Consider the following 25,651-nt stretch of genomic DNA (forward strand, 5'->3'; position numbering starts at 1 on the left):
CCTTCAGAACACGTTAAACGGGTATTCCACATAAGCCCGGATCTCGTCCCCGCCCACGTTGTACTCGCTGGCGTTGCCGGAGACGCGCAGTACGGAGTAGCGCAGTTTAAGCTTCAGATCCTTCGCCGGACCATCCTGCACCTGGTACTGGATCTGGTTAAACCACTCGTGCTCTTTGCCGTTGCTGGTTTCAGAGGTTTTAATATTATCCCCACGTACGTAGGCAGTGGTCCAGCTCAGGCCCGGTAAGCCAAGACCGCCAAAGTCCAGACCGTAGGATGCCTGCCAGGAACGTTCGTCTTCGCCATTAAAATCAGACCAGTAGGAGTTCGCCAGCCAGATGGTGTTTCCGCCGTCACCCACGCCGCCCTTGTCGCGATAGCCGCCGTAGTTGTAGCCGGTGCTGCCGCTGCTCTGCTGGTACGCCACTTTGAACGTGTGAATATCCCAGATGTAGCTCGCCGCCAGGCTCCAGATGGTGTTGCTGCGGCCCGTGTCGAGGCTGTCCGCGTAACCCTGATCCAGACGGGAGTTATAGCCGTTGAAGTCGAGCACCAGCTGCTGCCCGGTGCTGAACGGCTGTTTGAAGTTCATGCCCAGGTACTGCTTGTTCATTACCTCTTCATTATGAGAGGCGTACAGCGCGCCGCTGAACTGGTCGTTAAACTGATAGCTCGCACCGCCGAAGGAGAGGCTCTTCAGCCCGCTGTCGTGGCGGTCATCGCTTTTACGCTGCTCGTCGGTGAAGTAACCGGCGTTGATTTCCAGACCGTCGATCTCTTTCGAGGTCAGCATGGTGCCGGTGTAGCTTTCAAACAGCAGGCGGGAGCTGTCGGCATTCACGATGGGCAGCTCAGGGCGCTGATTTCCGTAGCTCAGTACGGTATTCGAGATGCGCATTTTGGCGGTTGCGCCAAACTTTGCCAGATCGGATTTTGCCCGGCCGTCGTCTTCCTGTTTAAAGAAGTCGATGCCGCCTGCGCCGCTTTTGCCACGGCCGCCGTCCAGGCGCACGCCGTATTGAGCAATACCGTCCACGCCAAAGCCCACCAGCCCTTCGGTATAGCCGGATGCAAACGTGGCGATGATCCCCTGACCCCACTCGGCTTTGTCCTGCTTGCCCTGATGGTAGTCGCGGCTGATATACGCATTGCGTAAAAACAGATCCAGATGGCTGTCGTCAATAAAACCCTGGCTGTTGGATTGCTGGCTTGCAGTGGCAGGTAATGCAGCAAATAAGCTTAAAGCAATTAATGATAATTCTTTTTTCACGGAGGGAACGTCTCTGTCTGGATATAGTAATTTGAATAACTGCGGGGGTGATAATTACCGGAAAAAGTGACCTTTGCAATAATTATGTGACCAGACATTTCAAGGTGATAAGGCAGATTTGGCGCCGCTTTCAGGGGTGTTATCGATATGTGCTGTTAAGTTAACAATTTATGCGAAATAAAAAGGAGGCAAAATTGCCTCCTTCTGAAATTATTTAATTCCGTCTGCGGCCATACGGTCGCGAATATGCTGTGCGCGTTCTTCTGAGGCCGGGTGATCGTCAAACATGGAGCTTTGGCGTCCGGCTTCCAGCTTGGCCAGTTTTTCGAAGCTGGTGGCTAAGCCTGATGGATTAATGCCGCGTTTGCGCAACAGATCGTAGGAGTAGTCATCCGCCTCGGACTCCTGACGCTGTGAGAACTGAGAGTTAACCAGCTTTTCACCCACGTCGCCAAGCTGTGACTGCGACAGGCTACCAACGATACCGCCCGCAGAGGCCGCCGCTGCGCGGATGGCATTGGTGCCCAGGGCAACCTGCATCCCTTTCTTCACGTGTCCCAGGGCAACGTGGCCCATTTCATGGCCGATGACCGCTTCCACTTCGTTGTCGGTCATCATGTCCATCAGCCCGCTATAGACGCGGATACAGCCGTTCGCCATCGCGAAGGCGTTGACGTCTTTCGCCATGTACACCTTGTAGTTCACCGGCTGGCCGTTGATGTTGTCGCCCAGCGCGGAAGCAATCTTATTCAGACGCTGCGTGTAGGTACTGTTAGCCGGCGCAAGCGTGGCTTTTCCGTCCATATCTTTACAGGCCTGGTCGCTCAGCGCTTTAACCTGCGCATCGCTCAGGGAATAGGCCTGAAAGGCCTCTGCGCCTGACGTCATCAGACCGTTAGAATCCATATTCTGACAGCCGCTCAGCAGGAGCGTTGTACCCAGGGCCAGCACTATTGCACGCATTTTCATGAGGTTGCTTCCGTACTCGTTAAACTGAATAAAATCCGAAAAGGGCACCGTCAGCGAAGCCGGTGTCGGGCTAAGTATAAGGAATATCTACAGGGCCGGGCGAGCAGATTGCGCAACATGCGAGCATGATCCAGAGATTTCTTAACAAGCAAAAGAATGCTCCATGTACATGACTTGCGGCTTGGGTTACATTGTTGGCACTTTTTTCCGGCGTAGCCCAAAACGCGCTGTCGTCAAGGGCATGGCCTTTAACAGTCCGATCTGGAGTTAAAATGTCCTCACGTAAAGAGCTTGCTAATGCTATTCGTGCGCTGAGCATGGACGCAGTACAGAAAGCCAAATCCGGCCACCCAGGGGCTCCTATGGGTATGGCTGATATCGCCGAAGTCCTGTGGCGTGATTTCCTGAACCACAACCCGCAGAACCCGTCATGGGCTGACCGCGACCGCTTTGTGCTGTCCAACGGCCACGGCTCTATGCTGATCTATAGCCTGCTGCACCTCACCGGCTACGATCTGCCTATCGAAGAGCTGAAAAACTTCCGTCAGCTGCACTCTAAAACTCCAGGTCACCCGGAAGTGGGTTACACCGCTGGCGTAGAAACCACCACTGGCCCGCTGGGTCAGGGTATTGCTAACGCTGTGGGTATGGCGATTGCCGAGAAGACGCTGGCGGCGCAGTTCAACCGTCCTGGTCACGACATCGTAGACCACTTCACCTACGCGTTCATGGGCGACGGCTGCATGATGGAAGGCATTTCTCACGAAGTGTGCTCCCTGGCAGGTACCCTGAAGCTGGGCAAACTGGTTGCGTTCTATGACGACAACGGTATCTCCATCGACGGTCACGTTGAAGGCTGGTTCACCGACGACACCGCTGCACGTTTCGAAGCCTACGGCTGGCACGTAGTGCGTGGCGTTGATGGTCACGATGCTGACTCGATTAAACGTGCAGTAGAAGAAGCGCGCGCGGTGACGGACAAACCGTCCCTGCTGATGTGCAAAACCATCATCGGCTTCGGCTCCCCGAACAAAGCGGGTACTCACGACTCCCACGGCGCGCCTCTGGGTGATGCGGAAATCGCACTGACCCGCGAAGCGCTGGGCTGGAAACACCCTGCATTCGAAATCCCATCTGAAATCTACGCTCAGTGGGATGCAAAAGAAGTAGGCCAGGCGAAAGAAGCGGCCTGGAACGAGAAGTTCGCTGCCTATGCGAAAGCGTTCCCGCAGGAAGCTGCGGAATTCACCCGTCGTATGAAAGGTGAAATGCCGTCTGACTTCGACGCGAAAGCGAACGAATTCATCGCTAAGCTGCAGGCGAACCCGTCTAAAATCGCGAGCCGTAAAGCGTCTCAGAATGCAATTGAAGCGTTCGGCCCATGGCTTCCTGAATTCCTGGGCGGCTCCGCTGACCTGGCGCCATCTAACCTGACCCTGTGGTCTGGTTCTAAGCCAATCAACGAAGATACTGCCGGTAACTACATCCATTACGGTGTACGTGAATTCGGTATGACTGCGATTGCCAACGGTATCTCCCTGCACGGCGGTTTCCTGCCGTACACCTCTACCTTCCTGATGTTTGTCGAATATGCACGTAACGCCGTGCGTATGGCCGCGCTGATGAAACAGCGTCAGGTGATGGTCTACACCCACGACTCCATCGGTCTGGGCGAAGATGGTCCAACTCACCAGCCGGTAGAGCAGGTGGCTTCCCTGCGCGTGACTCCGAACATGAGCACATGGCGTCCATGTGACCAGGTGGAATCCGCGGTGGCGTGGAAATACGGCGTTGAGCGTCAGGACGGTCCAACCGCGCTGATCCTCTCCCGTCAGAACCTGGCACAGCAGGAGCGTACGCCTGAGCAGCTGGCGAACATCGCTCGCGGTGGTTACGTGCTGAAAGATTGCGCGGGCCAGCCAGAGCTGATCTTCATCGCCACCGGTTCGGAAGTTGAACTGGCGGTTGCAGCGTGGGAAAAACTGACTGCCGAAGGCGTGAAAGCGCGCGTGGTCTCCATGCCGTCTACCGATGCGTTCGACAAACAGGATGCTGCTTACCGCGAATCCGTCCTGCCTAAAGCGGTTTCCGCGCGTGTGGCAGTGGAAGCGGGTATCGCTGACTACTGGTTCAAATACGTGGGCCTGAACGGCGCTATCGTCGGTATGACCACCTTCGGTGAATCTGCTCCGGCAGAGCTGCTGTTCGAAGAGTTCGGCTTCACCGTTGAGAACGTTGTCGCGAAAGCGAAAGAACTGCTGTAATCGTTTGTACGGTGCGGGCTGATGCCCTCACCCCAACCCTCTCCCACGGGGAGAGGGTGCATACACTAAAAAACGGTAACCTCTCGGTTACCGTTTTGCTTTTACCTTGCCGCCATTATTCCACCTAAAATGTGACGCAAGTCATATAGCGCGCTTATTCATCTGGACAGACATTCCTTTTATTCCCCGATTCGCTTATTCTTGCTGAAGCGTTTCAGTCGATTAAATGTTCGACAATTGACCAATCAATCGCAGTTTGTGACAGCAAGGATTCCCCTTCGGGCGTAGCTGGATTACTCTTTCAGCCACCTCAAACTCAGGGATTGCTTTGCAGGAGATCTATGACCGTACGCGTAGCGATTAATGGCTTCGGTCGCATCGGACGTAACGTGGTTCGTGCTTTATATGAATCCGGACGTCGGGCGGAAATAACCGTGGTGGCAATCAATGAACTGGCGGATGCTACGGGCATGGCGCATTTGTTGAAATATGACACCAGCCACGGACGCTTTGCCTGGGACGTACGCCAGGAAAGAGATCGACTTTTTGTTGGTGACGACGCTATTCGCGTGCTGCATGAGAACAGCATCTCCGGGCTACCCTGGCGTGAACTGGGTGTAGATGTGGTGCTTGACTGTACCGGCGTGTACGGCAACCGCGAACATGGCGAAGCGCATCTTGCTGCAGGCGCGAAAAAAGTCCTGTTTTCTCATCCCGGCAGTAACGACCTCGACGCGACCGTCGTGTTTGGCGTCAATCAGCATGAGCTGCAGGCCGAACACCGCATTGTTTCCAACGCCTCCTGTACCACTAACTGCATTATTCCGGTCATCAAACTGTTAGACGATGCGTATGGCATTGAATCCGGCACCGTGACCACGATTCACTCCGCCATGCACGATCAGCAGGTTATCGACGCCTACCATCCGGACTTACGACGCACTCGCGCAGCGAGCCAGTCAATCATTCCGGTGGACACGAAACTGGCGGCAGGGATCACCCGAATTTTTCCGCAGTTTAATGACCGATTTGAAGCGATTGCCGTGCGTGTCCCGACGATTAACGTCACCGCAATCGATCTTAGCGTGACGGTGAAAAAACCGGTAAAAGCCTGTGAAGTCAACCTGTTGCTGCAAAAAGCGGCACAGGGGGCATTTCATGGTATAGTTGACTATACGGAATTACCGTTGGTCTCAGTAGATTTTAACCACGACCCGCACAGCGCCATCGTCGATGGCACGCAAACGAGAGTCAGTGGCGCACACCTTATCAAGACGCTGGTCTGGTGTGATAACGAATGGGGCTTTGCTAACCGAATGCTCGACACCACGTTAGCAATGGCCGCTCAAGGTTTCAGGTAAGACGCATTGTGCGTCTGCAAAACTTTAAGAATCAACGAGAGGATTCACCATGTCTGTAATTAAGATGACCGATCTGGATCTGGCTGGTAAACGCGTTTTCATCCGTGCCGATCTGAACGTACCGGTTAAAGATGGCAAAGTGACCAGCGACGCGCGTATCCGTGCATCTCTGCCAACCATCGAACTGGCTCTGAAGCAGGGCGCGAAAGTGATGGTCACCTCCCACCTGGGTCGTCCAACTGAAGGCGAGTACAACGAAGAGTTCTCTCTGCTGCCAGTGGTTAATTACCTGAAAGACAAACTGTCCAACCCGGTTCGCCTGGTGAAAGATTACCTGGACGGCGTTGAAGTTGCAGCCGGTGAACTGGTTGTTCTGGAAAACGTTCGCTTTAACAAAGGCGAAAAGAAAGACGACGAAACTCTGTCCAAAAAATACGCTGCACTGTGCGACGTGTTCGTGATGGATGCATTCGGTACGGCTCACCGTGCTCAGGCGTCAACCCACGGTATCGGTAAATTTGCAGACGTAGCGTGCGCCGGTCCTCTGCTGGCTGACGAACTGGAAGCGCTGGGTAAAGCACTGAAAGAACCTGCTCGTCCAATGGTGGCTATCGTTGGTGGTTCTAAAGTTTCTACCAAACTGACCGTTCTGGATTCCCTGTCTAAAATCGCTGACCAGCTGATCGTTGGCGGTGGTATCGCGAACACCTTCGTTGCTGCTCAGGGCCACAACGTGGGCAAATCCCTGTACGAAGCAGACCTGGTTGACGAAGCCAAACGCCTGCTGAGCACCTGCGATATCCCGGTTCCAACTGACGTTCGCGTAGCGACCGAGTTCTCCGAAACCGCAACCGCGACCCTGAAATCTGTTAACGACATCAAAGATGAAGAGCAGATTCTGGACCTGGGCGACGTTTCTGCACAGAAACTGGCTGAAATCCTCAAAAACGCAAAAACTATCCTGTGGAACGGTCCTGTTGGCGTGTTCGAATTCCCGAACTTCCGCAAAGGTACTGAAATCGTTGCTAACGCTATCGCAGACAGCGAAGCGTTTTCTATCGCAGGCGGTGGTGACACCCTGGCAGCAATCGACCTGTTCGGTATCGCTGACAAGATCTCCTACATCTCCACTGGTGGCGGCGCATTCCTCGAATTCGTGGAAGGCAAAGTACTGCCAGCAGTAGCAATGCTCGAAGAGCGCGCTAAGAAGTAAGCCATTCAAGGGCAGGGAAACCTGCCCAATTTTCAGCGCGCTTTTAAGAGCTCGCACCTTTTCTAACGGCCGAAGATACAGGACTAAGCAACATGTCTAAAATTTTTGATTTCGTAAAACCTGGCGTTATCACTGGTGATGACGTACAGAAAGTGTTCCAGGTAGCTAAAGAAAACAACTTCGCTCTGCCAGCAGTTAACTGCGTGGGTACCGACTCCATCAACGCCGTACTGGAAACTGCCGCTAAAGTTAAAGCGCCAGTTATCGTTCAGTTCTCTAACGGCGGCGCTGCGTTCATCGCAGGTAAAGGCGTGAAAACTGACATTCCTCAGGGTGCTGCAATTCTGGGCGCTATCTCTGGTGCGCACCACGTACACCAGATGGCTGAGCACTACGGTGTTCCAGTTATCCTGCACACTGACCACTGCGCGAAGAAACTGCTGCCGTGGATCGACGGTCTGCTGGACGCGGGTGAAAAACACTTCGCGGCTACCGGTAAGCCACTGTTCTCTTCTCACATGATCGACCTGTCTGAAGAGTCACTGCACGAAAACATCGAAATCTGCTCCAAATACCTGGCGCGCATGGCCAAAATGGGCATGACTCTGGAAATCGAACTGGGTTGCACCGGTGGTGAAGAAGACGGCGTGGACAACAGCCACATGGACGCTTCTGCACTGTACACCCAGCCAGAAGACGTTGATTACGCTTACACCGAGCTGAGCAAAATCAGCCCACGCTTCACCATCGCAGCGTCCTTCGGTAACGTACACGGCGTTTACAAACCAGGTAACGTGGTTCTGACCCCGACCATCCTGCGTGATTCTCAGGAATACGTTTCCAAGAAACACAACCTGCCGCACAACAGCCTGAACTTCGTCTTCCACGGCGGTTCCGGTTCTTCTGCTCAGGAAATCAAAGACTCCGTAAGCTACGGCGTAGTGAAAATGAACATCGATACCGACACCCAGTGGGCAACATGGGACGGTATCCTGCAGTACTACAAAACCAACGAAGCTTACCTGCAGGGTCAGCTGGGCAACCCGAAAGGCGAAGACCAGCCGAACAAGAAATACTACGATCCACGCGTATGGCTGCGCGCTGCCCAGACTTCAATGATTACTCGTCTGGAGCAGGCATTCAAAGAACTGAACGCGGTAGACGTTCTGTAATTTGAGCTGCTAACAGCATCAGAAGGCCCGCAAATGCGGGCCTTTTTTTATGCTTTTTCAATACTCTGCCAGGCCGGTTTTTGTGATCTGTTTGGCAATACTTGCGCTTTTTGTTTACCCTTTACGGACCTGCCTGTCTCCATGGGGGATGGATTTTGTGTTTTGGTTTAACAAAAGGAAGAATAAATGGAACAACTCGATGTTGTAGACAGCATCAATAACGCCGGTAACTGGCTGGTGCGCAACCAGGCGCTGCTGCTGAGCTATGCCGTGAACATCGTCGCGGCGATTGCCATCATCATCGTCGGGATGATCGTGGCGCGCATTGTATCGAACACGGTTAACCGCGTAATGCTGGCCCGTAATATTGACGCCACGGTGGCTGACTTCCTCTCCGCGCTGGTGCGCTACGGCATTATCGCCTTTACGCTGATTGCTGCGCTGGGCCGTGTGGGCGTGCAGACCGCTTCCGTCATTGCCGTTCTCGGTGCCGCCGGTCTGGCTATTGGTCTGGCGCTGCAGGGTTCGCTGTCAAACCTGGCGGCTGGCGTTCTGCTGGTCACCTTCCGTCCGTTCCGCTCCGGCGAATACGTTGACCTTGGCGGCATTGCCGGAACCGTGCTGCAGGTGCAGATTTTCTCAACCACCATGCGTACCGTCGATGGCCGCATCGTGGTCGTGCCGAACGGGAAAATCATCGCGGGCAACATCATTAACTTCTCCCGTGAACCGGTGCGTCGTAACGAGCTGATTATCAGCGTGGCGTACGACTCCGACATCGATCAGGTGAAGTCGCTGATTAGTAATATCATTGCTTCAGAAGATCGCATTCTGAAAGATAAAGAGCAGACGGTTCGCCTGAACGAACTGGGCGCGTCCTCCATTAACTTCGTGGTGCGTATCTGGAGCAAAAGCAGCGATCTGCAAAACGTGTACTGGGACGTGCTGGAACGCATTAAGCGCGACTTTGATGCCAACGGCATCAGCTTCCCGTACCCTCAGATGGACGTAAACGTCAAAAAAGTCAAAGAAGCCGAATAACTTCTCCCGCAGGCCCGGTAGGCGCTAGCGCCACCGGGCTTTATTTTTATAAGTGCTGCTAATCCCCAATTAATATTATCAATTTCCTCTAATGTAATTCGCGCAGTATAGTCTCCTTCCAGAACAATACTGTGAGAATTTCGTCATGTTATCTTATTATTTTCAAGGGCTTGCCTTAGGTGCGGCCATGATCCTTCCCCTTGGCCCGCAAAATGCGTTTGTGATGAACCAGGGCATTCGCCGCCAGTATCATCTGATGATTGCCCTGCTGTGCGCGGTAAGCGATTTACTGCTGATCTGTGCCGGAATTTTTGGCGGCAGCGCATTGCTCATGCAGTCTCCCTGGCTACTGGCGCTGGTCACCTGGGGTGGCGTGGCGTTTTTGCTCTGGTACGGTTTTGGTGCACTGAAAACCGCGATGAGCAGCAACCTCGAACTGGCGAGCGCGGAAGTCATGAAGCAGGGCCGCTGGAAGATTATCGTCACCATGCTGGCGGTCACCTGGCTTAATCCGCATGTTTATCTGGACACCTTCGTGGTGCTGGGCAGCCTGGGCGGGCAGCTGGACGTTGAGCCGAAACGCTGGTTTGCGCTGGGTACGGTTAGCGCCTCTTTCCTCTGGTTCTTTGGCCTCGCCATTCTGGCTGCATGGCTGGCTCCTCGTCTGCGTACGGCCAAAGCCCAGCGCATCATTAATACGCTGGTGGGGCTGGTGATGTGGTTTATTGCTTTTCAGCTGGCAAAAGAGGGGATTCATCACGTACAGGAATTGTTCAACTAATCCTTGTCTTATGGACAACTGAACAAGACCCGCTAAGCTTGCTGGCATGCGCCCTGTTAATGGGCACTCTTCGCAACATGGAGGAATAACAGTGAAGTTTAAGGTGATGGCCCTGGCGGCATTAGTAAGTTTTGGTGCGGTGTCGGTGCAGGCAAGTGAACTGCCGGATGGCCCGCACATCGTCACTTCAGGCACCGCAAGCGTGGACGCGGTACCCGATGTCGCAACGCTGGCAATTGAAGTCAATGTGTCTGCGAAAGATGCGGCATCTGCCAAGAAGCAGGCTGACGATCGTGTTGCGCAATACCTCTCTTTCCTCGAGCAGAACGGTGTCGGTAAAAAAGATATCAACTCCGCGAACCTGCGTACTCAACCCGATTACGACTACCAGAATGGTAAAAGCATCCTGAAAGGCTACCGTGCCGTGCGTACCGTCGAAGTGACCGTGCGTCAGCTGGATAAGCTTAACTCGCTGCTGGATGGCGCGCTGAAGGCGGGTCTGAACGAAATTCGTTCCGTGTCGCTGGGCGTTGCGCAACCGGAGAAATACAAAGACGAAGCGCGTAAAGCGGCGATTGATGACGCCATTCACCAGGCGGAACAGCTGGCTTCTGGCTTTAAGAGCAAGCTCGGCCCGGTTTACAGCGTGCGTTACCACGTCTCTAACTACCAGCCAAGCCCGATGGTGCGGATGATGAAGGCTGATGCAGCCCCGGTGTCTGCTCAGGAAACTTACGAGCAGCCAACCATTCAGTTTGACGATCAGGTGGATGTGGTGTTCCAGCTGGAGCCAACTCAAACTCAGCAAACTGAGGCGGCTAAGGCACAGTAATTTGCCCTCACTCTAACCCTCTCCCGCAGGGAGAGGGAATTCAATCGATTAATCCTGTCTCAACACCTTGTGCCCGTACGCCAGCAGCGCGTCGGTGACGTTGCGCATCATGCGGCTTTCTGGCGCAAACCGGTGCCAGTAGAGCATCCGGCGCTGATATAGCCCCGGCGTGAGGTCAATCAGCTCACCGCTTTTCAACTCTTTCTCAATCTGCAGATGCGGGATCATGCAGCAGGTGGTGCCCTGACGCGCAAGCTGCACAAAGGCTTCAGACGAGTTGACGATATGGCACGGCACGCTGCCCGGCGGCAGATCGAAGTTTTGCTGCAGGAACGCCTGATGCATATCGTCCAGATGGTCGAACGCCACGGCAGGGGCTTTCAGCAGCGCGGCGCGGGTGACGCCGTTCGGGAAGTAGCGCTCGGCAAAGGCTTTTGAACCCACAAACAGGTAGTCCAGCGCGCCCAGCTGATCGACAAGACAGCTTGGCAGCGCCTGAGGCTGAATACTGACCGCCCCAACCACTTCACCGCGACGCAGGCGTTCCTGGGTACGGGTTTCATCCTCAACCTGTAAATTCAGGCGGATAGGGGAGTCCGCTAATACCGGCGCAAGGGCCGGCAGCAGCCAGGTTGCCAGGCTGTCGGCGTTGACCGCCAGAGAGAGCAGCAGCGGCGTAGAGCCCGTTTGTTCGTCACCCAGCCACTCGTCTTCCAGCAGTTCAACCTGGCGCAGCAGGGCGAGAAGCTTTTGCCCTTGCTCGGTTGGACGTGGCGGCACGGTACGCACCAGCAGCGGCTGGCCGAACATGTTTTCAAGCTGTTTGATACGCTGTGATACGGCGGACTGGGTGATGCAAAGCTTTTGCGCCGCGCGCTCAAAACCGCGTTCACGAATAACTGCATCAAGTGCCTGTAGTGTTCTGTAGTCCGGACGTTTCATTGCTCTGGCTGGCTCCTTAATTTTGCTTATTCTGCACTATGACACAATTTTCCCTTCGTGGCAGACGAATTCCATTCGACGTGTTCTATAATGCGCCCTGAGTTTTCACACCACAGGCAAAACGATCATGACGCAGGATGAACTGAAAAAAGCAGTAGGATGGGCCGCTCTCCAGTACGTGCAGCCGGGTACCATTGTCGGTGTCGGTACGGGATCAACCGCGGCACACTTTATCGATGCGCTGGGCACGATGAAGGGGCAAATCGAGGGCGCGGTTTCCAGCTCTGATGCTTCCACGGAAAAGCTGAAAAGCCTCGGCATTACCGTTTTCGATCTCAACGAAGTGGATCGTCTGGGGATTTACGTTGATGGTGCGGATGAAATCAACGGCCACATGCAGATGATCAAAGGCGGCGGCGCGGCGCTGACGCGCGAGAAGATCATCGCCTCCGTTGCGGACAAGTTCATCTGCATCGCGGATGCCTCCAAGCAGGTCGACATTCTGGGTAATTTCCCGCTGCCGGTCGAAGTGATCCCAATGGCGCGTAGCGCGGTTGCCCGTCAGCTGGTGAAGCTGGGCGGTCGTCCGGAATACCGTCAGGGCGTAGTCACCGATAACGGTAACGTGATCCTCGACGTTCACGGTCTGGAAATTCTTGACGCGATTGCGCTTGAAAATGCCATCAACGCTATCCCAGGCGTAGTGACCGTAGGGCTATTCGCCAACCGTGGCGCGGATGTGGCGCTGATCGGCACCGCTGACGGCGTGAAAACCATCGTAAAATGATCTGACGGGGGGAGTCCTCCCCCCGCTAAAAAATTTTTGAAAAGCTAAATTCGGTGACTTGTGTCACGTTTTTACGCCTCATTTGCCGATCCTGCCGCGTTTGTAAATTTCCATAGCATTTTCCTCTGACATTTTGCTCTGTATGACTTTTCTTCAGAGTGCCGACGCAAACGTTCATATTGCTGCAATAGTTTTTTTTGATATGTTGGCTACAGCGGATTCATATCCAGCACAACATCAGTTCAGACAAAAACAGGGTCGGGTAAATGGCAAAGGTATCACTGGAGAAAGACAAGATTAAATTCCTGCTGGTCGAGGGCGTGCATCAAAAAGCAATCGATAGCCTTCGTGCGGCAGGTTACACCAACATCGAATTTCACAAAGGCGCGCTCGATACCGAAGAGCTGAAAGCGTCCATCCGTGATGCCCACTTCATTGGCCTGCGATCCCGTACTCACCTGACTGAAGAGGTTATTGCCGCGGCGGAAAAGCTGGTGGCTATCGGCTGCTTCTGCATCGGTACCAACCAGGTTGACCTGAATGCTGCCGCCAAACGCGGTATTCCCGTCTTCAACGCCCCGTTCTCCAACACCCGTTCCGTGGCGGAGCTGGTGATTGGCGAACTGCTGCTGCTGCTGCGCGGCATTCCTGAAGCGAACGCCAAGGCGCACCGCGGCGTGTGGAACAAACTGGCGTCCGGCTCATATGAAGCGCGTGGTAAAAAACTGGGGATTATCGGCTACGGCCACATCGGTACGCAGCTCGGTATTCTGGCGGAATCCCTGGGTATGCACGTGTTCTTCTACGATATCGAAAGCAAGCTGCCGCTGGGCAATGCGACCCAGGTTCAACACCTTTCTGACCTGCTGAACATGAGCGACGTGGTGAGCCTGCACGTGCCGGAAAATGCGTCCACCAAGAACATGATGGGCGCGGAAGAGCTGGCGCTGATGAAGCCGGGCTCACTGCTGATCAACGCCGCGCGCGGCACGGTTGTCGATATCCCGGCCCTGGCGGATGCGCTGAAGCGTAAGCACCTGGCGGGCGCGGCCATCGACGTCTTCCCGACGGAACCAGCGACCAACAGCGATCCGTTTACCTCTCCGCTGTGCGAATTCGACAACGTGATCCTGACGCCGCACATCGGCGGCTCTACCCAGGAAGCGCAGGAGAATATCGGTCTGGAAGTGGCGGGTAAGCTGAGCAAATATTCCGACAACGGTTCTACGCTCTCTGCCGTGAACTTCCCGGAAGTGTCTCTGCCGCTGCACGGTGGTCGTCGTCTGCTGCACATCCACGAAAACCGTCCTGGCGTGCTGACCGCGATCAACCAGATCTTTGCCGAGCAGGGCGTCAACATTGCCGCACAGTATCTGCAAACGAACTCGCAGATGGGCTACGTGGTCATTGATATCGAAGCGGATGACGATGTTGCTGAGAAAGCGCTGCAGAGCATGAAGGCGATTCAAGGGACGATTCGCGCGCGTCTGCTGTACTGATGGTGCGAGATAAATGCAAAACGGTAACGATAGTTACCGTTTTTTATGTTTTCACCCTCTCCCTGTGGGAAAGGGCTGGGGTGAGGGCATCAGGCCGCACGCCTGTTTCACCACTCCCACAACTTCGATGGCGTCACTACCGCCGGCAACGGCACATCCCACTTCTCCACCGGCAACGCCTCCACGCCCTGACAATCATGCGCATAACCCACCGGCTGCAACCCGTACTGCTGCCAGTTTTGCAGCGTCCGGTCGTAAAAACCGCCGCCCATCCCTAAACGCTGGCCCTGTTCATCAAACGCCACCAGCGGCGTGATCAGCACATCCAGCTGTGACAGCGGGAGCACGTCGCGCACGTCGAGTTTCGGCTCGGTGATTTTCAGGCGATTCACCACCAGCTCGCTGTGCGGGTGATAGTGCAGAAACAGCAAATTCCCCTCGCTGAACGGGTGCAGCACCGGCAGATAGACCTTCTTCCCGGCGCGCCAGAGCTGCTCTATCAGCGGTTGGGTATCCAGTTCTCCATCAAATGACAGAAACAGCGCAACGGTGTGCGCCATCACGACAGGGGGATACGCCATCATACGGGCGGCGGCCTGCTGGGCAAAATGCGCTTGCTGATCGGCGGTTAACGCACGGCGGCGCTGACGAATTAACTGACGGATGTCCTGGCGTGAAGCAGAAACTTCAGGGAATTGGGTCATGGTAGTCGGTAGAAGAAAAGAGAGGGAATCTCCGAGATGCCGCCGCAGGCTGTAACCCTTGAACCCTTGGTTCAAGGTGAATGTGTCGTCATAGTTTTAAGGCTTCTCGGACGGACCGAGCATGCTCACCAACCATGGAGCGCCACATTCTTGTGGTATGAAATATCGGCTCAGGGGACTGGCCCGCTTGCGAACATCTCAGAGAAATTTTGTCTTCACAGTTACTCTACCATAGTCAACTGAGAAGTGTTATTCAAACTTTGGTCCCGGTCTTTCGGGATTGCGACCTTGATCAAGCAATGCCTGTTCTATGGTCTGCTGGAGCATTTTAATGCGCTGCTCCATGCTTGCCGCGTAGTCGCGGGTCTTTGCTTTTTCCTGAGTCAGTTCATAGCTGATGTTCAACGCGGCGATGAAAACCAGCTGCTCAGTATTTGTGACTCTAGTGCGTTCTTTTAGATCTTGCAACCGCTGATTCAAATCGTCCGCTGCCTGATTCAAAGCATCCCTTTGTTCAGGCGGACAATTCACTCGCAGTGAACGGCCAAAAATCTGGAGATCGACGGGTTGTGCAGACATGCCACCTTCCTGCTGATTGACTGCGCTGCCTTCGCTTACTGCCCCGGGGGCTGCGAAGGGGCGACACTATAGCTACCCTGATGTGAAGATACAAGCCCTTTTCTGGTATCACCAGGGTCCAAAGTGGTAGCATATCATGAAACTTCCCCCCTTTGATGACGAATGCTCATGTCTATACAGAACGAAATGCCTGGTTACAAGGATTTAAACCAGTTACTGAACCAGCAGGGAGTCGGTTTAACCCCTGCCGAAATGCACGGTCTGATCAGTGGCATGCTGTGCGGCGGAAACAGCGACAGCTCATGGCAGCCGCTGATCCACGACCTCACGAATGAAGGGCTGGCGTTTGGTCACGAGCTGGCGGAAGCGCTGCGTAAAATGCACGCCGCAACCAGCGATTCGCTGGAAGACGATGGCTTCCTTTTTCAGCTTTATCTGCCTGAAGGCGACGACGTCAGCGTGTTCGATCGCGCCGATGCGCTGGCCGGCTGGGTAAACCACTATCTGCTGGGGCTCGGCGTGACGCAGCCTAAACTGGATAAAGTGACCGGCGAAGCGGGTGAAGCGATCGACGACCTGCGTAACATCGCCCAGCTCGGTTACGATGAAGACGAAGACCAGGAAGAGCTGGAAATGTCTCTTGAAGAGATTATCGAGTACGTGCGCGTGGCGGCACTGCTGTGCCACGATAACTTCACGCGCTCTCAGCCGACCGCGCCGGAAGTCCGCAAGCCAACCTTACATTAAGAAAAATAACGCACAGGAGGGTGTCATGGTTATCTCGAGTCAAGAGTATTCGCGCCGCCGTCAGGCGCTGCTGGCAACAATGCAGCCGGGCAGCGCCGCGCTGATTTTTGCTGCGCCCGAAGTCACGCGCAGCGCCGACAGCGAATACCCCTATCGCCAGAGCAGCGATTTCTGGTACTTCACCGGCTTTAACGAGCCGGAAGCGGTGCTGGTGCTGATTAAGAGCAATGACACCCACAACCACAGCGTGATTTTCAACCGCGTGCGCGATCTGACGGCCGAAATCTGGTTTGGCCGCCGCCTGGGCCAGGAGGCCGCACCGACGAAGCTGGGCGTTGACCGCGCGCTGGCGTTTAGCGAAATCAACCAGCAGCTCTATCAGCTGCTTAACGGCCTCGACGTGCTCTATCACGCGCAGGGTGAATATGCCTACGCCGATGAGATTGTTTTCACCGCGCTGGATAAGCTGCGCAAAGGCTCGCGGCAGAACCTGTCCGCGCCGGCCACGCTGACGGACTGGCGTCCGGTGGTGCATGAAATGCGCCTGTTCAAGTCTGAAGAAGAGCTGAATTTGATGCGTCGAGCGGGCGAAATCAGCGCCCTGGCGCACACCCGCGCCATGGAAAAGTGCCGTCCCGGGATGTTCGAATACCAGCTGGAGGGCGAAATACATCACGAATTTAACCGCCACGGCGCGCGTTATCCCTCCTACAACACCATTGTTGGCGGCGGAGAAAACGGCTGCATTCTGCACTACACCGAAAACGAAAGCGCGCTGCGCGACGGCGATCTGGTCCTGATTGACGCCGGTTGCGAATACCAGGGCTACGCGGGAGACATCACCCGTACTTTCCCGGTGAACGGTAAATTCTCACCGGCACAGCGCGCCATTTACGACATCGTTCTCGAGTCGCTTGAGACGGCGCTCAGGCTGTATCGTCCCGGTACCTCCATGCAGGAAGTGACCGGCGAAGTGGTGCGCATCATGATTACCGGCCTGGTCAGGCTCGGGATCCTGAAAGGGGAGGTCGACACCCTGATCGCTGATAATGCGCATCGACCGTATTTCATGCACGGCCTGAGCCACTGGCTGGGGCTGGATGTGCATGACGTTGGCGCGTACGGCACCGACCGTTCGCGCGTGCTGGAGCCGGGCATGGTGTTAACCGTGGAGCCAGGCCTGTATATCGCGCCGGATGCCGACGTGCCTGAGGAGTACCGCGGGATTGGCATTCGTATTGAAGATGACATCGTCATTACCGAAACCGGTAACGAAAACCTGACCGCGAGCGTCGTGAAAAACGCTGACGATATCGAGGCGCTGATGGCAGCGGCACGCGCATGAGCGTGATTATCGTTGGCGGCGGCATGACCGGGGCCACGCTGGCGCTGGCCATTTCGCATTTGACGAAGGGGCAGCTTGCGGTGCACCTGGTGGAAGCCATCGCGCCGCAGGCGAAAAATCATCCCGGTTTTGATTCCCGCGCGATTGCCCTGGCGCAGGGCACCTGCCAGCAGCTGTCCCGCATTGGCATCTGGCAGGCCATCGCCGATTGCGCGACGGCAATTAAAACCGTTCACGTAAGCGATCGCGGCCATGCTGGCTTTGTCACGCTGGACGCGCAGGATTACCGCATTGACGCGCTGGGTCAGGTTGTTGAACTCCACGACGTCGGATTGCGTCTGTTCCGTCTGCTCCAGGATGCGCCGGGCGTCACGCTGCATTGTCCGGCGCGCGTGGCCGGCGTGAGCCGCAGTGAGGCGTCGGTCAGCGTGACGCTGGAAAACGGCACCGTGCTTGAAGGCCAGCTTCTGGTCGCCGCGGACGGCTCGCGTTCGGCGCTCGGCACGCAGTGTGGCGTCGAGTGGCGTCAGCAGCCCTACGGGCAGGTTGCGGTCATTGCGAACGTCTCTACCGCAGCAGAACACCACGGCAGGGCGTTTGAACGCTTTACGCAGCATGGCCCGCTGGCGATGCTGCCGATGTCGGACGGGCGCTGTTCGCTTGTCTGGTGTCATCCGCAGGATAAGGCCGAAGAGGTTAAAGCCTGGTCCGATGAACGTTTTTGTACCGAGCTGCAAAAAGCCTTTGGCTGGCGGCTGGGGCGTATTACCCATGCTGGCCAGCGGGCGGTCTACCCGCTTTCCCTGACGACAGCGTCTCAGTCCATCTCCCATCGTCTGGCGCTTGTCGGTAATGCCGCGCAGACGCTGCACCCCATCGCTGGGCAGGGGTTCAACCTTGGCCTGCGTGATGTCATGAGCCTGGCGGAAACCCTTGCTCAGGCATGGGGTGAGCAAAAAGACTGTGGCGCATACCCGGTGCTCAGCCATTACCAGAAGCGCCGCCAGGTGGATAAAGAGGCGACGATTGGCGTCACCGACGGCTTAGTCCATCTCTTTGCCAATCGCTGGGCGCCGCTGGTTGCAGGCCGCAACCTCGGGCTGATGGCGATGGAATTATTCATTCCGGCACGTGACGTGCTGGCGCAGCGGACTCTTGGTTGGGTCGCGCGTTAAGGAGTTATCACCGTGCAAAATGTTGATGTTGCCATCGTTGGCGGCGGTATGGTCGGACTGGCTCTGGCCTGTGGTTTACAGGGCAGCGGCCTGCGCGTGGCGGTGCTGGAGCAAAAGCAGCCTCAGCCCGTTGCGCCAGATGCCCCGCCGGAACTCCGCGTCTCGGCGATCAATGCCGCCAGCGAGAAATTGCTGACGCACCTTGGCGTCTGGGCAGATATTGTGGCGCAGCGCGCCAGCTGCTACCACGGCATGGAAGTGTGGGATAAAGACAGCTTTGGTCATATTGCTTTTGATGATGAAAGCATGGGCTACAGCCATCTGGGTCATATCGTCGAAAACGCGGTGATCCACCACGCGCTGTGGCAGAAAGCGCAGCAGTGCAGCGACGTGACGCTGATTGCGCCTGCGCAGATCCAGCAGGTGGCGTGGGGTGAAAACGAGGCGTTTATCACCTTACAGAGCGGCGACATGCTGACCGCGCGTCTGGTGGTCGGTGCTGACGGTGCGAACTCCTGGCTGCGGAATAAAGCCGATATCCCGCTGACCTTTTGGGACTATCGTCATCACGCTCTGGTTGCCACGATCCGTACCGAGGAGCCGCACGGCGGCGTGGCGCGGCAGATTTTCCACAACGACGGCATTCTGGCGTTCCTGCCGCTTGCCGATCCGCACCTGTGCTCGATTGTCTGGTCCCTGGTGCCTGAAAAAGCCCAGCTGATGGAGGAGGCGACGCCGGATGCCTTTAACCAGGCGCTGTGCATGGCGTTTGATAACCGCCTTGGCTTGTGCACCCTTGAAAGCGAGCGGCAGGTGTTCCCGTTAACCGGCCGCTACGCGCGTCAGTTTGCGGCGCACCGTCTGGCGCTGGTGGGGGATGCGGCGCATACCATTCATCCGCTGGCCGGGCAGGGCGTTAACCTTGGCTTTATGGACGCGGCGGAGCTGGTTGAGGAACTGCGTCGCCTGCACCGCGAAGGCAAAGATATCGGCCAGCATCTCTACCTGCGTCGCTACGAGCGCAGCCGTAAGCACAGTGCGGCGATGATGCTGGCGGGCATGCAGGGCTTCCGCGAGCTGTTTGCCGGCGCAAATCCGGCGAAAAAATTGCTGCGCGATATTGGTCTTAAACTGGCCGATACGCTTCCTGGCGTCAAACCTCAACTCCTCCGTCAGGCGATGGGTCTTAACGACCTGCCGGACTGGCTACGTTAATTTAGACCCCTGTCACACTTTATTTTCCCGGCCTCTGCGCCGGGGAAATTCCCTCGTTTGAAATATTCTAATTTCACGTCATTTTTCGCATTAGAAAATCTAATCTACTGGATTTTATGTTACGGAAATTCGGCCCGTTTTTCCGCATGAAATATCACCATGTGCTAAATCCTGTTAGATCATTGTTAATTTTGTGCGGGGTTAATCGCATTTTTCCAGTGAATAACTCTGTAGGCTTTTTAGCGTTTTTTGGTCATAAGCTAATGTGATGACCCGTTTTACCTTATGGTTAACCGCCGGTTTCGGTGGTAAGTTCGGGTAAAAGAGAACGTTTGCGTCGGCGCCAGGTGACGGGGCCGATACCGGGTTTCACGGTGAATTTTTCAACGAGGACAAGATGGCTCAACAGACTCCTTTGTACGAACAACACGTGTTATGCGGCGCCCGCATGGTGGACTTCCATGGCTGGATGATGCCGCTGCACTACGGCTCGCAGATTGATGAGCACCACGCGGTGCGCACCGATGCCGGTATGTTCGACGTGTCCCACATGACGATTGTCGATCTGCGCGGTAGCCGCACCCGGGAGTTTTTGCGTTATCTGCTGGCAAACGACGTCGCCAAACTGAAAACGCCGGGTAAAGCGCTCTATACCGGCATGCTGAATGCCTCGGGCGGCGTGATTGATGACCTTATCGTTTACTACTTCACTGAAGATTTCTTCCGCCTCGTTGTCAACTCCGCCACCCGCGAAAAAGACCTCTCCTGGATCACCCAACACGCCGAACCTTATGCCATCGACATCACCGTCCGTGACGATCTGTCGCTGATCGCCGTGCAGGGGCCGAACGCGCAGGCGAAAGCCGCATCTCTGTTTAACGACGAGCAGCGCAAAGCAACCGAAGGCATGAAGCCGTTCTTCGGCGTGCAGGCGGGCGATCTGTTTATCGCCACCACCGGCTACACCGGTGAAGCGGGCTACGAAATTGCGATGCCGAACGAGAAGGCCGCTGATTTCTGGCGCGCGCTGGTGGAAGCGGGCGTGAAGCCTGCGGGTCTGGGCGCGCGCGATACTCTGCGTCTGGAAGCGGGGATGAACCTCTACGGTCAGGAGATGGATGAAGGCGTCTCTCCGCTGGCCGCCAACATGGGCTGGACCATCGCATGGGAACCGGCTGACCGTGACTTTATTGGCCGCGAAGCGCTGGAGATGCAGCGCGAGAAGGGTACTGAACAGCTGGTGGGTCTGGTGATGACCGAGAAGGGCGTGCTGCGCGGTGAACTGCCGGTGCGCTTTACCGATGCTGACGGCAATCCTCGCGAAGGCGTGATCACCAGCGGTACCTTCTCCCCGACGCTGGGCTACAGTATTGCACTGGCACGCGTGCCGGCGGGCATTGGCGAAACGGCGGTGGTGCAAATCCGCAACCGCGAAATGCCGGTCAACGTGACCAAACCGATTTTTGTTCGCGCCGGTAAGCCGGTCGCCTAATCATTTTTATCAGGAGAACTTCAATGAGCAATGTGCCAGCAGAACTGAAATACAGCAAAGAACACGAGTGGCTGCGCAAAGAGGCGGACGGCACTTACACCGTAGGGATCACCGAGCACGCGCAAGAGCTGCTGGGCGACATGGTGTTTGTTGACCTGCCTGACGTGGGCACGACCGTTAGCGCGGGCGACGACTGCGCCGTGGCGGAGTCCGTAAAAGCGGCATCTGACATCTATGCTCCTGTGAGCGGCGAAATCGTTGCCGTCAACGACGCGCTGAGCGATTCGCCAGAGCTGGTGAACAGCGAGCCTTATGAAGGCGGCTGGATCTTCAAGATCAAAGCCAGCGACGAATCTCAGGTTGCCGCGCTGCTGGATGCGACCGCGTACGAAGCACTGTTAGAAGACGAGTAATTGTTTATCCCCCTCTCCTTTCGGGAGAGGGCAGGGGCGAGGGTGCCCATCTTCCCCTCACCCTAACCCTCTCCCAGAGGGAGAGGGAACTTAAATTCACTGCACGTTTCAGGAACCATCGCTCATGACACAGACTTTAAGCCAGCTTGAAAACCGTGGCGCCTTCATTGAACGTCACATTGGGCCGGATGCTCAGCAACAGCAGGAGATGCTGAAGACAGTTGGCGCGGATTCATTAAACGCACTTATCGGCCAGATTGTGCCAAAAGACATCCAGCTTGCCACGCCGCCTCAGGTGGGGGAAGCCACCACGGAATTCGCCGCGCTGGCGGAGCTGAAGGCTATCGCAGGCCTGAACAAGCGCTATAAGTCTTACATTGGCATGGGCTACACCAACGTGCAGTTACCGCCGGTTATCCTGCGCAACATGCTGGAAAACCCGGGCTGGTACACCGCTTACACCCCGTATCAGCCGGAAGTCTCTCAGGGCCGTCTGGAAGCGCTGCTGAACTTCCAGCAGGTGACGCTGGATCTGACCGGTATGGATATCGCCTCCGCCTCGCTGCTGGATGAAGCGACCGCCGCCGCCGAAGCAATGGCGATGGCAAAACGCGTGAGCAAGCTGAAAAATGCCAACCGCTTCTTCGTGGCGGCGGACGTGCATCCGCAGACGCTGGACGTGGTGCGCACCCGTGCGGAAACCTTCGGCTTTGACGTGATTGTCGACGACGCCGACAAAGTGCTGGATCACCAGGACGTCTTCGGCGTGCTGCTGCAGCAGGTGGGGACAACGGGCGAAGTACACGACTACGGCGCGCTGATTGCCGAGCTGAAAACCCGCAAAGTGGTTGTCAGCGTTGCCGCCGATTTTATGGCGCTGGTGCTGCTGACGGCGCCGGGTAAACAGGGCGCGGATATCGTATTCGGTTCAGCGCAACGCTTCGGCGTGCCGATGGGCTACGGCGGCCCGCACGCGGCGTTCTTCGGCGCGAAAGATGAATTCAAACGCTCTATGCCAGGCCGCATCATCGGCGTCTCAAAAGACGCTGCCGGTAACACCGCGCTGCGCATGGCGATGCAAACCCGCGAGCAGCACATCCGCCGCGAGAAAGCGAACTCCAACATCTGTACCTCCCAGGTGCTGCTGGCAAACATCGCCAGCCTGTACGCCGTGTTCCACGGCCCGGCTGGTCTGAAACGCATTGCCAGCCGCATTCACCGTCTGGCTGATATTCTGGCCTGCGGTCTGCAGCAGAAAGGCCTTAAGCTGCGCCACGCTCACTACTTCGACACCCTGTGTGTGGAAGTGGCGGACAAAGCGGCCGTGCTGGCGCGCGCGAATGCAGCAGAGATCAACCTGCGCAGCGACATCCACAACGCCGTCGGCATTACGCTGGATGAAAGCACCACCCGCGACGATATCCTGAACCTGTTCAGCGTGTTGCTGGGTGACGCGCACGGTCTGGACATTGATGCGCTCGACAAAGAGGTCGCGCTCGACAGCCGCTCCATTCAGGAAAGCATGCTGCGTAACGATGCGATCCTGACGCATCCGGTGTTTAACCGCTACCACAGCGAAACCGAGATGATGCGCTATATGCACTCTCTGGAGCGCAAGGATCTGGCGCTGAACCAGGCGATGATCCCGCTGGGCTCCTGCACCATGAAGCTGAACGCCGCGGCGGAGATGATCCCGATCACCTGGCCTGAATTCTCCGAGCTGCACCCGTTCTGCCCGCCAGAGCAGGCGGAAGGTTATCATATGATGATCAACCAGCTTTCCGACTGGCTGGTGAAATTGACCGGTTATGACGCGCTCTGCATGCAGCCGAACTCCGGCGCGCAGGGCGAATACGCGGGTCTGCTGGCGATCCGTCACTATCACGAAAGCCGCAACGAAGGTCACCGCGATATCTGCCTGATCCCAAGCTCCGCCCACGGTACCAACCCGGCCTCTGCCCAGATGGCGGGCATGGAAGTGGTGGTGGTGGCGTGCGATAAGAACGGCAACATCGATCTGGTCGACCTGCGTGCGAAAGCCGAGCAGGCGGGCGACAAGCTCTCCTGCATCATGGTGACCTACCCGTCTACCCACGGCGTGTACGAAGAGACCATCCGTGAAGTGTGCGAAGTGGTGCACCAGTTCGGCGGTCAGGTTTACCTCGACGGCGCGAACATGAACGCTCAGGTGGGCATTACCTCTCCGGGCTTTATCGGCGCGGACGTGTCGCACCTGAACCTGCACAAAACCTTCTGCATCCCGCACGGCGGTGGCGGCCCGGGCATGGGCCCAATCGGCGTGAAAGCGCACCTGGCACCGTTTGTACCGGGCCACAGCGTAGTGCAGATTGAAGGCATGCTGACCCGTCAGGGCGCGGTCTCTGCGGCACCGTTCGGTAGCGCCTCTATCCTGCCAATCAGCTGGATGTACATCCGCATGATGGGCGCGGAAGGGCTGAAGCAGGCGAGCCAGGTGGCGATCCTGAACGCCAACTATATTGCGACTCGTCTGAAGTCTGCCTTCCCGGTGCTCTATACCGGCCGCGACGGTCGCGTGGCGCACGAGTGCATCCTCGATATTCGTCCTCTGAAAGAAGCGACGGGCATCAGCGAGCTGGATATCGCCAAGCGCTTGATTGACTACGGCTTCCACGCGCCAACCATGTCGTTCCCGGTTGCGGGTACGCTGATGGTGGAGCCAACGGAATCTGAAAGCAAAGCCGAGCTGGACCGCTTTATCGACGCGATGCTGGCCATCCGCATGGAGATCGATCGCGTGCAGGACGGCGAGTGGACGCTGGAAGATAACCCGCTGGTTAACGCCCCGCACACCCAGCACGAAATGGTGGCAGAGTGGAACCACGGTTATTCCCGCGAGCTGGCCGTCTTCCCTGCAGGCGTGGCAAACAAATACTGGCCGACCGTGAAGCGTCTTGATGACGTGTACGGCGACCGTAACCTGTTCTGCTCCTGCGTGCCGATGAGCGAATACCAGTAATATTATTGGTGTAGTCATAAAGGCCGGGTAAGGCGAAGCCGCCACCCGGCTTTTTTATTGGGAGAAGAAAATGGCAATAGCACTGGTCACCGGCGCCAGCCGGGGCATTGGGAAAGCCACCGCGCTGCAGCTGGCGCGCGAAGGCTACACCGTGGCGGTGAACTATCACCACAACATTAAAGCCGCGACGGACGTGATCAACCAGATCGTTGAAGCGGGCGGTAAAGCCTTTGCCGTCCGCGCGGATATCAGTGATGAAGCCCAGGTGCTGGCGATGTTTGACAGCCTCGATCGTGAAGGCGAGCCGCTTCGTGCGCTGGTCAATAATGCGGGCATTCTGTTTGAGCAATCCACTATCGAGAACCTTTCCGCTGAGCGCATTAACCGCGTCCTGGCGACCAACGTCACGGGCTACTTTCTCTGCTGCCGGGAAGCGGTAAAACGCATGTCCTTCAGGCATGGCGGCAAGGGTGGGGCGATAGTGAACGTCTCTTCCGCCGCGTCGCGCCTGGGCGCGCCGGGTGAATATGTGGATTATGCCGCGTCCAAGGGGGCGGTCGATTCGCTGACAACCGGGCTATCGCTGGAAGTGGCGGCGCAGGGCATTCGCGTCAACTGCGTGCGTCCGGGTCTAATTTATACCGATATTCATGCGTCCGGCGGAGAGCCGGGGCGAGTGGATCGCGTGAAATCGTTGCTGCCGATGCAGCGCGGCGGCCAGCCGGAAGAGGTGGCGCAGGCGATTGTCTGGCTGCTGAGCGAGAAGGCGTCGTACGTAACGGGCAGTTTTATTGAGTTGGCGGGCGGGAAGTAAACCCCTCACCCTAACCCTCTCCCAAAGGGAGAGGGG

General features: G+C 56.5%; 22 protein-coding genes and 1 other RNA gene. 17 read left to right on the forward strand and 6 right to left on the reverse strand.

Annotated elements, in window-relative coordinates; genetic code table 11:
* Positions 1-3: 3 nt before the first annotated feature.
* Together QMN93_RS19495 and QMN93_RS19500 are read right to left on the reverse strand one after the other, a co-directional pair.
* A complete protein-coding gene (locus QMN93_RS19495; RefSeq protein ID WP_073001280.1) occupies positions 4-1,272 on the reverse strand; it encodes an OprD family outer membrane porin in 1,269 nt (422 codons plus the stop codon).
* A 210-nt stretch (positions 1,273-1,482) separates the two neighbouring features.
* Positions 1,483-2,241: a M48 family metallopeptidase gene (locus tag QMN93_RS19500; RefSeq protein WP_021242066.1), complete on the reverse strand. Its 759-nt coding sequence runs from the start codon at positions 2,239-2,241 to the stop codon at positions 1,483-1,485.
* A gap of 272 nt (positions 2,242-2,513) precedes the next feature.
* Between QMN93_RS19500 and tkt the strand changes: the two genes are divergently transcribed.
* The 7 genes from tkt to QMN93_RS19535 all read left to right on the forward strand — a co-directional run bounded on the left by tkt (position 2,514) and on the right by QMN93_RS19535 (position 10,905).
* Positions 2,514-4,505, forward strand: a complete 1,992-nt coding sequence (tkt, locus tag QMN93_RS19505; RefSeq protein WP_033146601.1) for a transketolase — start codon at positions 2,514-2,516, stop codon at positions 4,503-4,505.
* Positions 4,506-4,846: 341 nt separating this feature from the next.
* Complete coding sequence (epd, locus tag QMN93_RS19510) at positions 4,847-5,866, forward strand: erythrose-4-phosphate dehydrogenase (protein WP_032660071.1); 1,020 nt, start codon at positions 4,847-4,849, stop codon at positions 5,864-5,866.
* Positions 5,867-5,915: 49 nt separating this feature from the next.
* Complete coding sequence (gene pgk / locus QMN93_RS19515; protein WP_023333323.1) at positions 5,916-7,079, forward strand: phosphoglycerate kinase; 1,164 nt, start codon at positions 5,916-5,918, stop codon at positions 7,077-7,079.
* A gap of 92 nt (positions 7,080-7,171) precedes the next feature.
* Positions 7,172-8,251 (forward strand): class II fructose-bisphosphate aldolase, encoded by a 1,080-nt coding sequence (fbaA, locus tag QMN93_RS19520; protein WP_029739216.1) that lies wholly within the window; start codon positions 7,172-7,174, stop codon positions 8,249-8,251.
* A gap of 186 nt (positions 8,252-8,437) precedes the next feature.
* Entirely contained in the window at positions 8,438-9,292 is an 855-nt protein-coding gene (mscS, locus tag QMN93_RS19525; protein WP_182382662.1) for a small-conductance mechanosensitive channel MscS, read from the forward strand.
* Between the two features lie 145 nt (positions 9,293-9,437).
* Entirely contained in the window at positions 9,438-10,073 is a 636-nt protein-coding gene (gene argO / locus QMN93_RS19530) for an arginine exporter ArgO (RefSeq protein ID WP_021242063.1), read from the forward strand.
* Positions 10,074-10,164: 91 nt separating this feature from the next.
* Entirely contained in the window at positions 10,165-10,905 is a 741-nt protein-coding gene (locus tag QMN93_RS19535; protein ID WP_023309114.1) for an oxidative stress defense protein, read from the forward strand.
* Positions 10,906-10,953: 48 nt separating this feature from the next.
* Here the strand turns inward: QMN93_RS19535 and argP are convergent, their stop codons facing one another.
* On the reverse strand, positions 10,954-11,847 hold the full coding sequence (argP, locus tag QMN93_RS19540) for a DNA-binding transcriptional regulator ArgP (RefSeq protein WP_008499727.1): 894 nt from the start codon (positions 11,845-11,847) through the stop codon (positions 10,954-10,956).
* A gap of 127 nt (positions 11,848-11,974) precedes the next feature.
* On the opposite strand from argP, the gene rpiA reads away from it, so the two are divergent.
* Positions 11,975-12,634 (forward strand): ribose-5-phosphate isomerase RpiA, encoded by a 660-nt coding sequence (rpiA, locus tag QMN93_RS19545; RefSeq protein ID WP_014885151.1) that lies wholly within the window; start codon positions 11,975-11,977, stop codon positions 12,632-12,634.
* A gap of 266 nt (positions 12,635-12,900) precedes the next feature.
* Positions 12,901-14,133, forward strand: coding sequence for a phosphoglycerate dehydrogenase (gene serA, locus QMN93_RS19550; RefSeq protein ID WP_023309113.1), 1,233 nt, complete (start codon positions 12,901-12,903; stop codon positions 14,131-14,133).
* Positions 14,134-14,240: 107 nt separating this feature from the next.
* Here serA and QMN93_RS19555 read toward each other — a convergent pair whose 3' ends face one another.
* From QMN93_RS19555 to zapA, 3 genes are all read right to left on the reverse strand, one after another.
* Complete coding sequence (locus tag QMN93_RS19555; RefSeq protein WP_032660084.1) at positions 14,241-14,837, reverse strand: 5-formyltetrahydrofolate cyclo-ligase; 597 nt, start codon at positions 14,835-14,837, stop codon at positions 14,241-14,243.
* 24 nt (positions 14,838-14,861) lie between these two features.
* Positions 14,862-15,045: non-coding RNA, 6S RNA (gene ssrS / locus QMN93_RS19560), on the reverse strand.
* Positions 15,046-15,086: 41 nt separating this feature from the next.
* A complete protein-coding gene (zapA, locus tag QMN93_RS19565) occupies positions 15,087-15,416 on the reverse strand; it encodes a cell division protein ZapA (protein WP_006811891.1) in 330 nt (109 codons plus the stop codon).
* Positions 15,417-15,584: 168 nt separating this feature from the next.
* On the opposite strand from zapA, the gene QMN93_RS19570 reads away from it, so the two are divergent.
* The 8 genes from QMN93_RS19570 to QMN93_RS19605 all read left to right on the forward strand — a co-directional run bounded on the left by QMN93_RS19570 (position 15,585) and on the right by QMN93_RS19605 (position 25,615).
* On the forward strand, positions 15,585-16,163 hold the full coding sequence (locus QMN93_RS19570; protein WP_029739212.1) for a YecA family protein: 579 nt from the start codon (positions 15,585-15,587) through the stop codon (positions 16,161-16,163).
* Positions 16,164-16,194: 31 nt separating this feature from the next.
* Positions 16,195-17,508 carry a Xaa-Pro aminopeptidase gene (gene pepP / locus QMN93_RS19575; RefSeq protein WP_134211486.1) on the forward strand — a complete coding sequence of 438 codons (1,314 nt, stop codon included), beginning with the start codon at positions 16,195-16,197 and terminating at the stop codon, positions 17,506-17,508.
* Positions 17,505-18,683: a 2-octaprenyl-6-methoxyphenyl hydroxylase gene (ubiH, locus tag QMN93_RS19580; RefSeq protein WP_069303279.1), complete on the forward strand. Its 1,179-nt coding sequence runs from the start codon at positions 17,505-17,507 to the stop codon at positions 18,681-18,683. The genes pepP and ubiH overlap by 4 nt, the downstream gene beginning before the upstream one ends.
* Before the next feature lie 12 nt (positions 18,684-18,695).
* Positions 18,696-19,898 (forward strand): FAD-dependent 2-octaprenylphenol hydroxylase, encoded by a 1,203-nt coding sequence (ubiI, locus tag QMN93_RS19585; RefSeq protein ID WP_064673274.1) that lies wholly within the window; start codon positions 18,696-18,698, stop codon positions 19,896-19,898.
* A gap of 397 nt (positions 19,899-20,295) precedes the next feature.
* The gene (gene gcvT / locus QMN93_RS19590) at positions 20,296-21,390 is read left to right on the forward strand and encodes a glycine cleavage system aminomethyltransferase GcvT (RefSeq protein ID WP_029739208.1); all 1,095 of its coding nucleotides are present in this window, start codon (positions 20,296-20,298) and stop codon (positions 21,388-21,390) included.
* Positions 21,391-21,413: 23 nt separating this feature from the next.
* Positions 21,414-21,803 (forward strand): glycine cleavage system protein GcvH, encoded by a 390-nt coding sequence (gcvH, locus tag QMN93_RS19595; protein ID WP_008499718.1) that lies wholly within the window; start codon positions 21,414-21,416, stop codon positions 21,801-21,803.
* 124 nt (positions 21,804-21,927) lie between these two features.
* Positions 21,928-24,801, forward strand: a complete 2,874-nt coding sequence (gene gcvP, locus QMN93_RS19600; protein WP_182382660.1) for an aminomethyl-transferring glycine dehydrogenase — start codon at positions 21,928-21,930, stop codon at positions 24,799-24,801.
* Between the two features lie 70 nt (positions 24,802-24,871).
* On the forward strand, positions 24,872-25,615 hold the full coding sequence (locus QMN93_RS19605; protein WP_032660097.1) for an SDR family oxidoreductase: 744 nt from the start codon (positions 24,872-24,874) through the stop codon (positions 25,613-25,615).
* Positions 25,616-25,651 lie beyond the last annotated feature (36 nt).

The sequence above is a fragment of the Enterobacter sp. R-1.6.2 genome (assembly GCF_035064085.1).
Classification (GTDB): Bacteria; Pseudomonadota; Gammaproteobacteria; order Enterobacterales; family Enterobacteriaceae; genus Enterobacter; species Enterobacter asburiae_B.

Coding starts and splice junctions, on each gene's coding strand:
- QMN93_RS19500 (WP_021242066.1), bottom strand. CDS start 2,241: ATGAAAATGCGTGCAATAGTGCTGGCCCTGGGTACAACGCTCCTGCTG.
- tkt (WP_033146601.1), top strand. CDS start 2,514: ATGTCCTCACGTAAAGAGCTTGCTAATGCTATTCGTGCGCTGAGCATG.
- epd (WP_032660071.1), top strand. CDS start 4,847: ATGACCGTACGCGTAGCGATTAATGGCTTCGGTCGCATCGGACGTAAC.
- pgk (WP_023333323.1), top strand. CDS start 5,916: ATGTCTGTAATTAAGATGACCGATCTGGATCTGGCTGGTAAACGCGTT.
- fbaA (WP_029739216.1), top strand. CDS start 7,172: ATGTCTAAAATTTTTGATTTCGTAAAACCTGGCGTTATCACTGGTGAT.
- mscS (WP_182382662.1), top strand. CDS start 8,438: ATGGAACAACTCGATGTTGTAGACAGCATCAATAACGCCGGTAACTGG.
- argO (WP_021242063.1), top strand. CDS start 9,438: ATGTTATCTTATTATTTTCAAGGGCTTGCCTTAGGTGCGGCCATGATC.
- argP (WP_008499727.1), bottom strand. CDS start 11,847: ATGAAACGTCCGGACTACAGAACACTACAGGCACTTGATGCAGTTATT.
- rpiA (WP_014885151.1), top strand. CDS start 11,975: ATGACGCAGGATGAACTGAAAAAAGCAGTAGGATGGGCCGCTCTCCAG.
- serA (WP_023309113.1), top strand. CDS start 12,901: ATGGCAAAGGTATCACTGGAGAAAGACAAGATTAAATTCCTGCTGGTC.
- QMN93_RS19555 (WP_032660084.1), bottom strand. CDS start 14,837: ATGACCCAATTCCCTGAAGTTTCTGCTTCACGCCAGGACATCCGTCAG.
- zapA (WP_006811891.1), bottom strand. CDS start 15,416: ATGTCTGCACAACCCGTCGATCTCCAGATTTTTGGCCGTTCACTGCGA.
- QMN93_RS19570 (WP_029739212.1), top strand. CDS start 15,585: ATGTCTATACAGAACGAAATGCCTGGTTACAAGGATTTAAACCAGTTA.
- ubiH (WP_069303279.1), top strand. CDS start 17,505: ATGAGCGTGATTATCGTTGGCGGCGGCATGACCGGGGCCACGCTGGCG.
- gcvT (WP_029739208.1), top strand. CDS start 20,296: ATGGCTCAACAGACTCCTTTGTACGAACAACACGTGTTATGCGGCGCC.
- gcvH (WP_008499718.1), top strand. CDS start 21,414: ATGAGCAATGTGCCAGCAGAACTGAAATACAGCAAAGAACACGAGTGG.
- gcvP (WP_182382660.1), top strand. CDS start 21,928: ATGACACAGACTTTAAGCCAGCTTGAAAACCGTGGCGCCTTCATTGAA.
- QMN93_RS19605 (WP_032660097.1), top strand. CDS start 24,872: ATGGCAATAGCACTGGTCACCGGCGCCAGCCGGGGCATTGGGAAAGCC.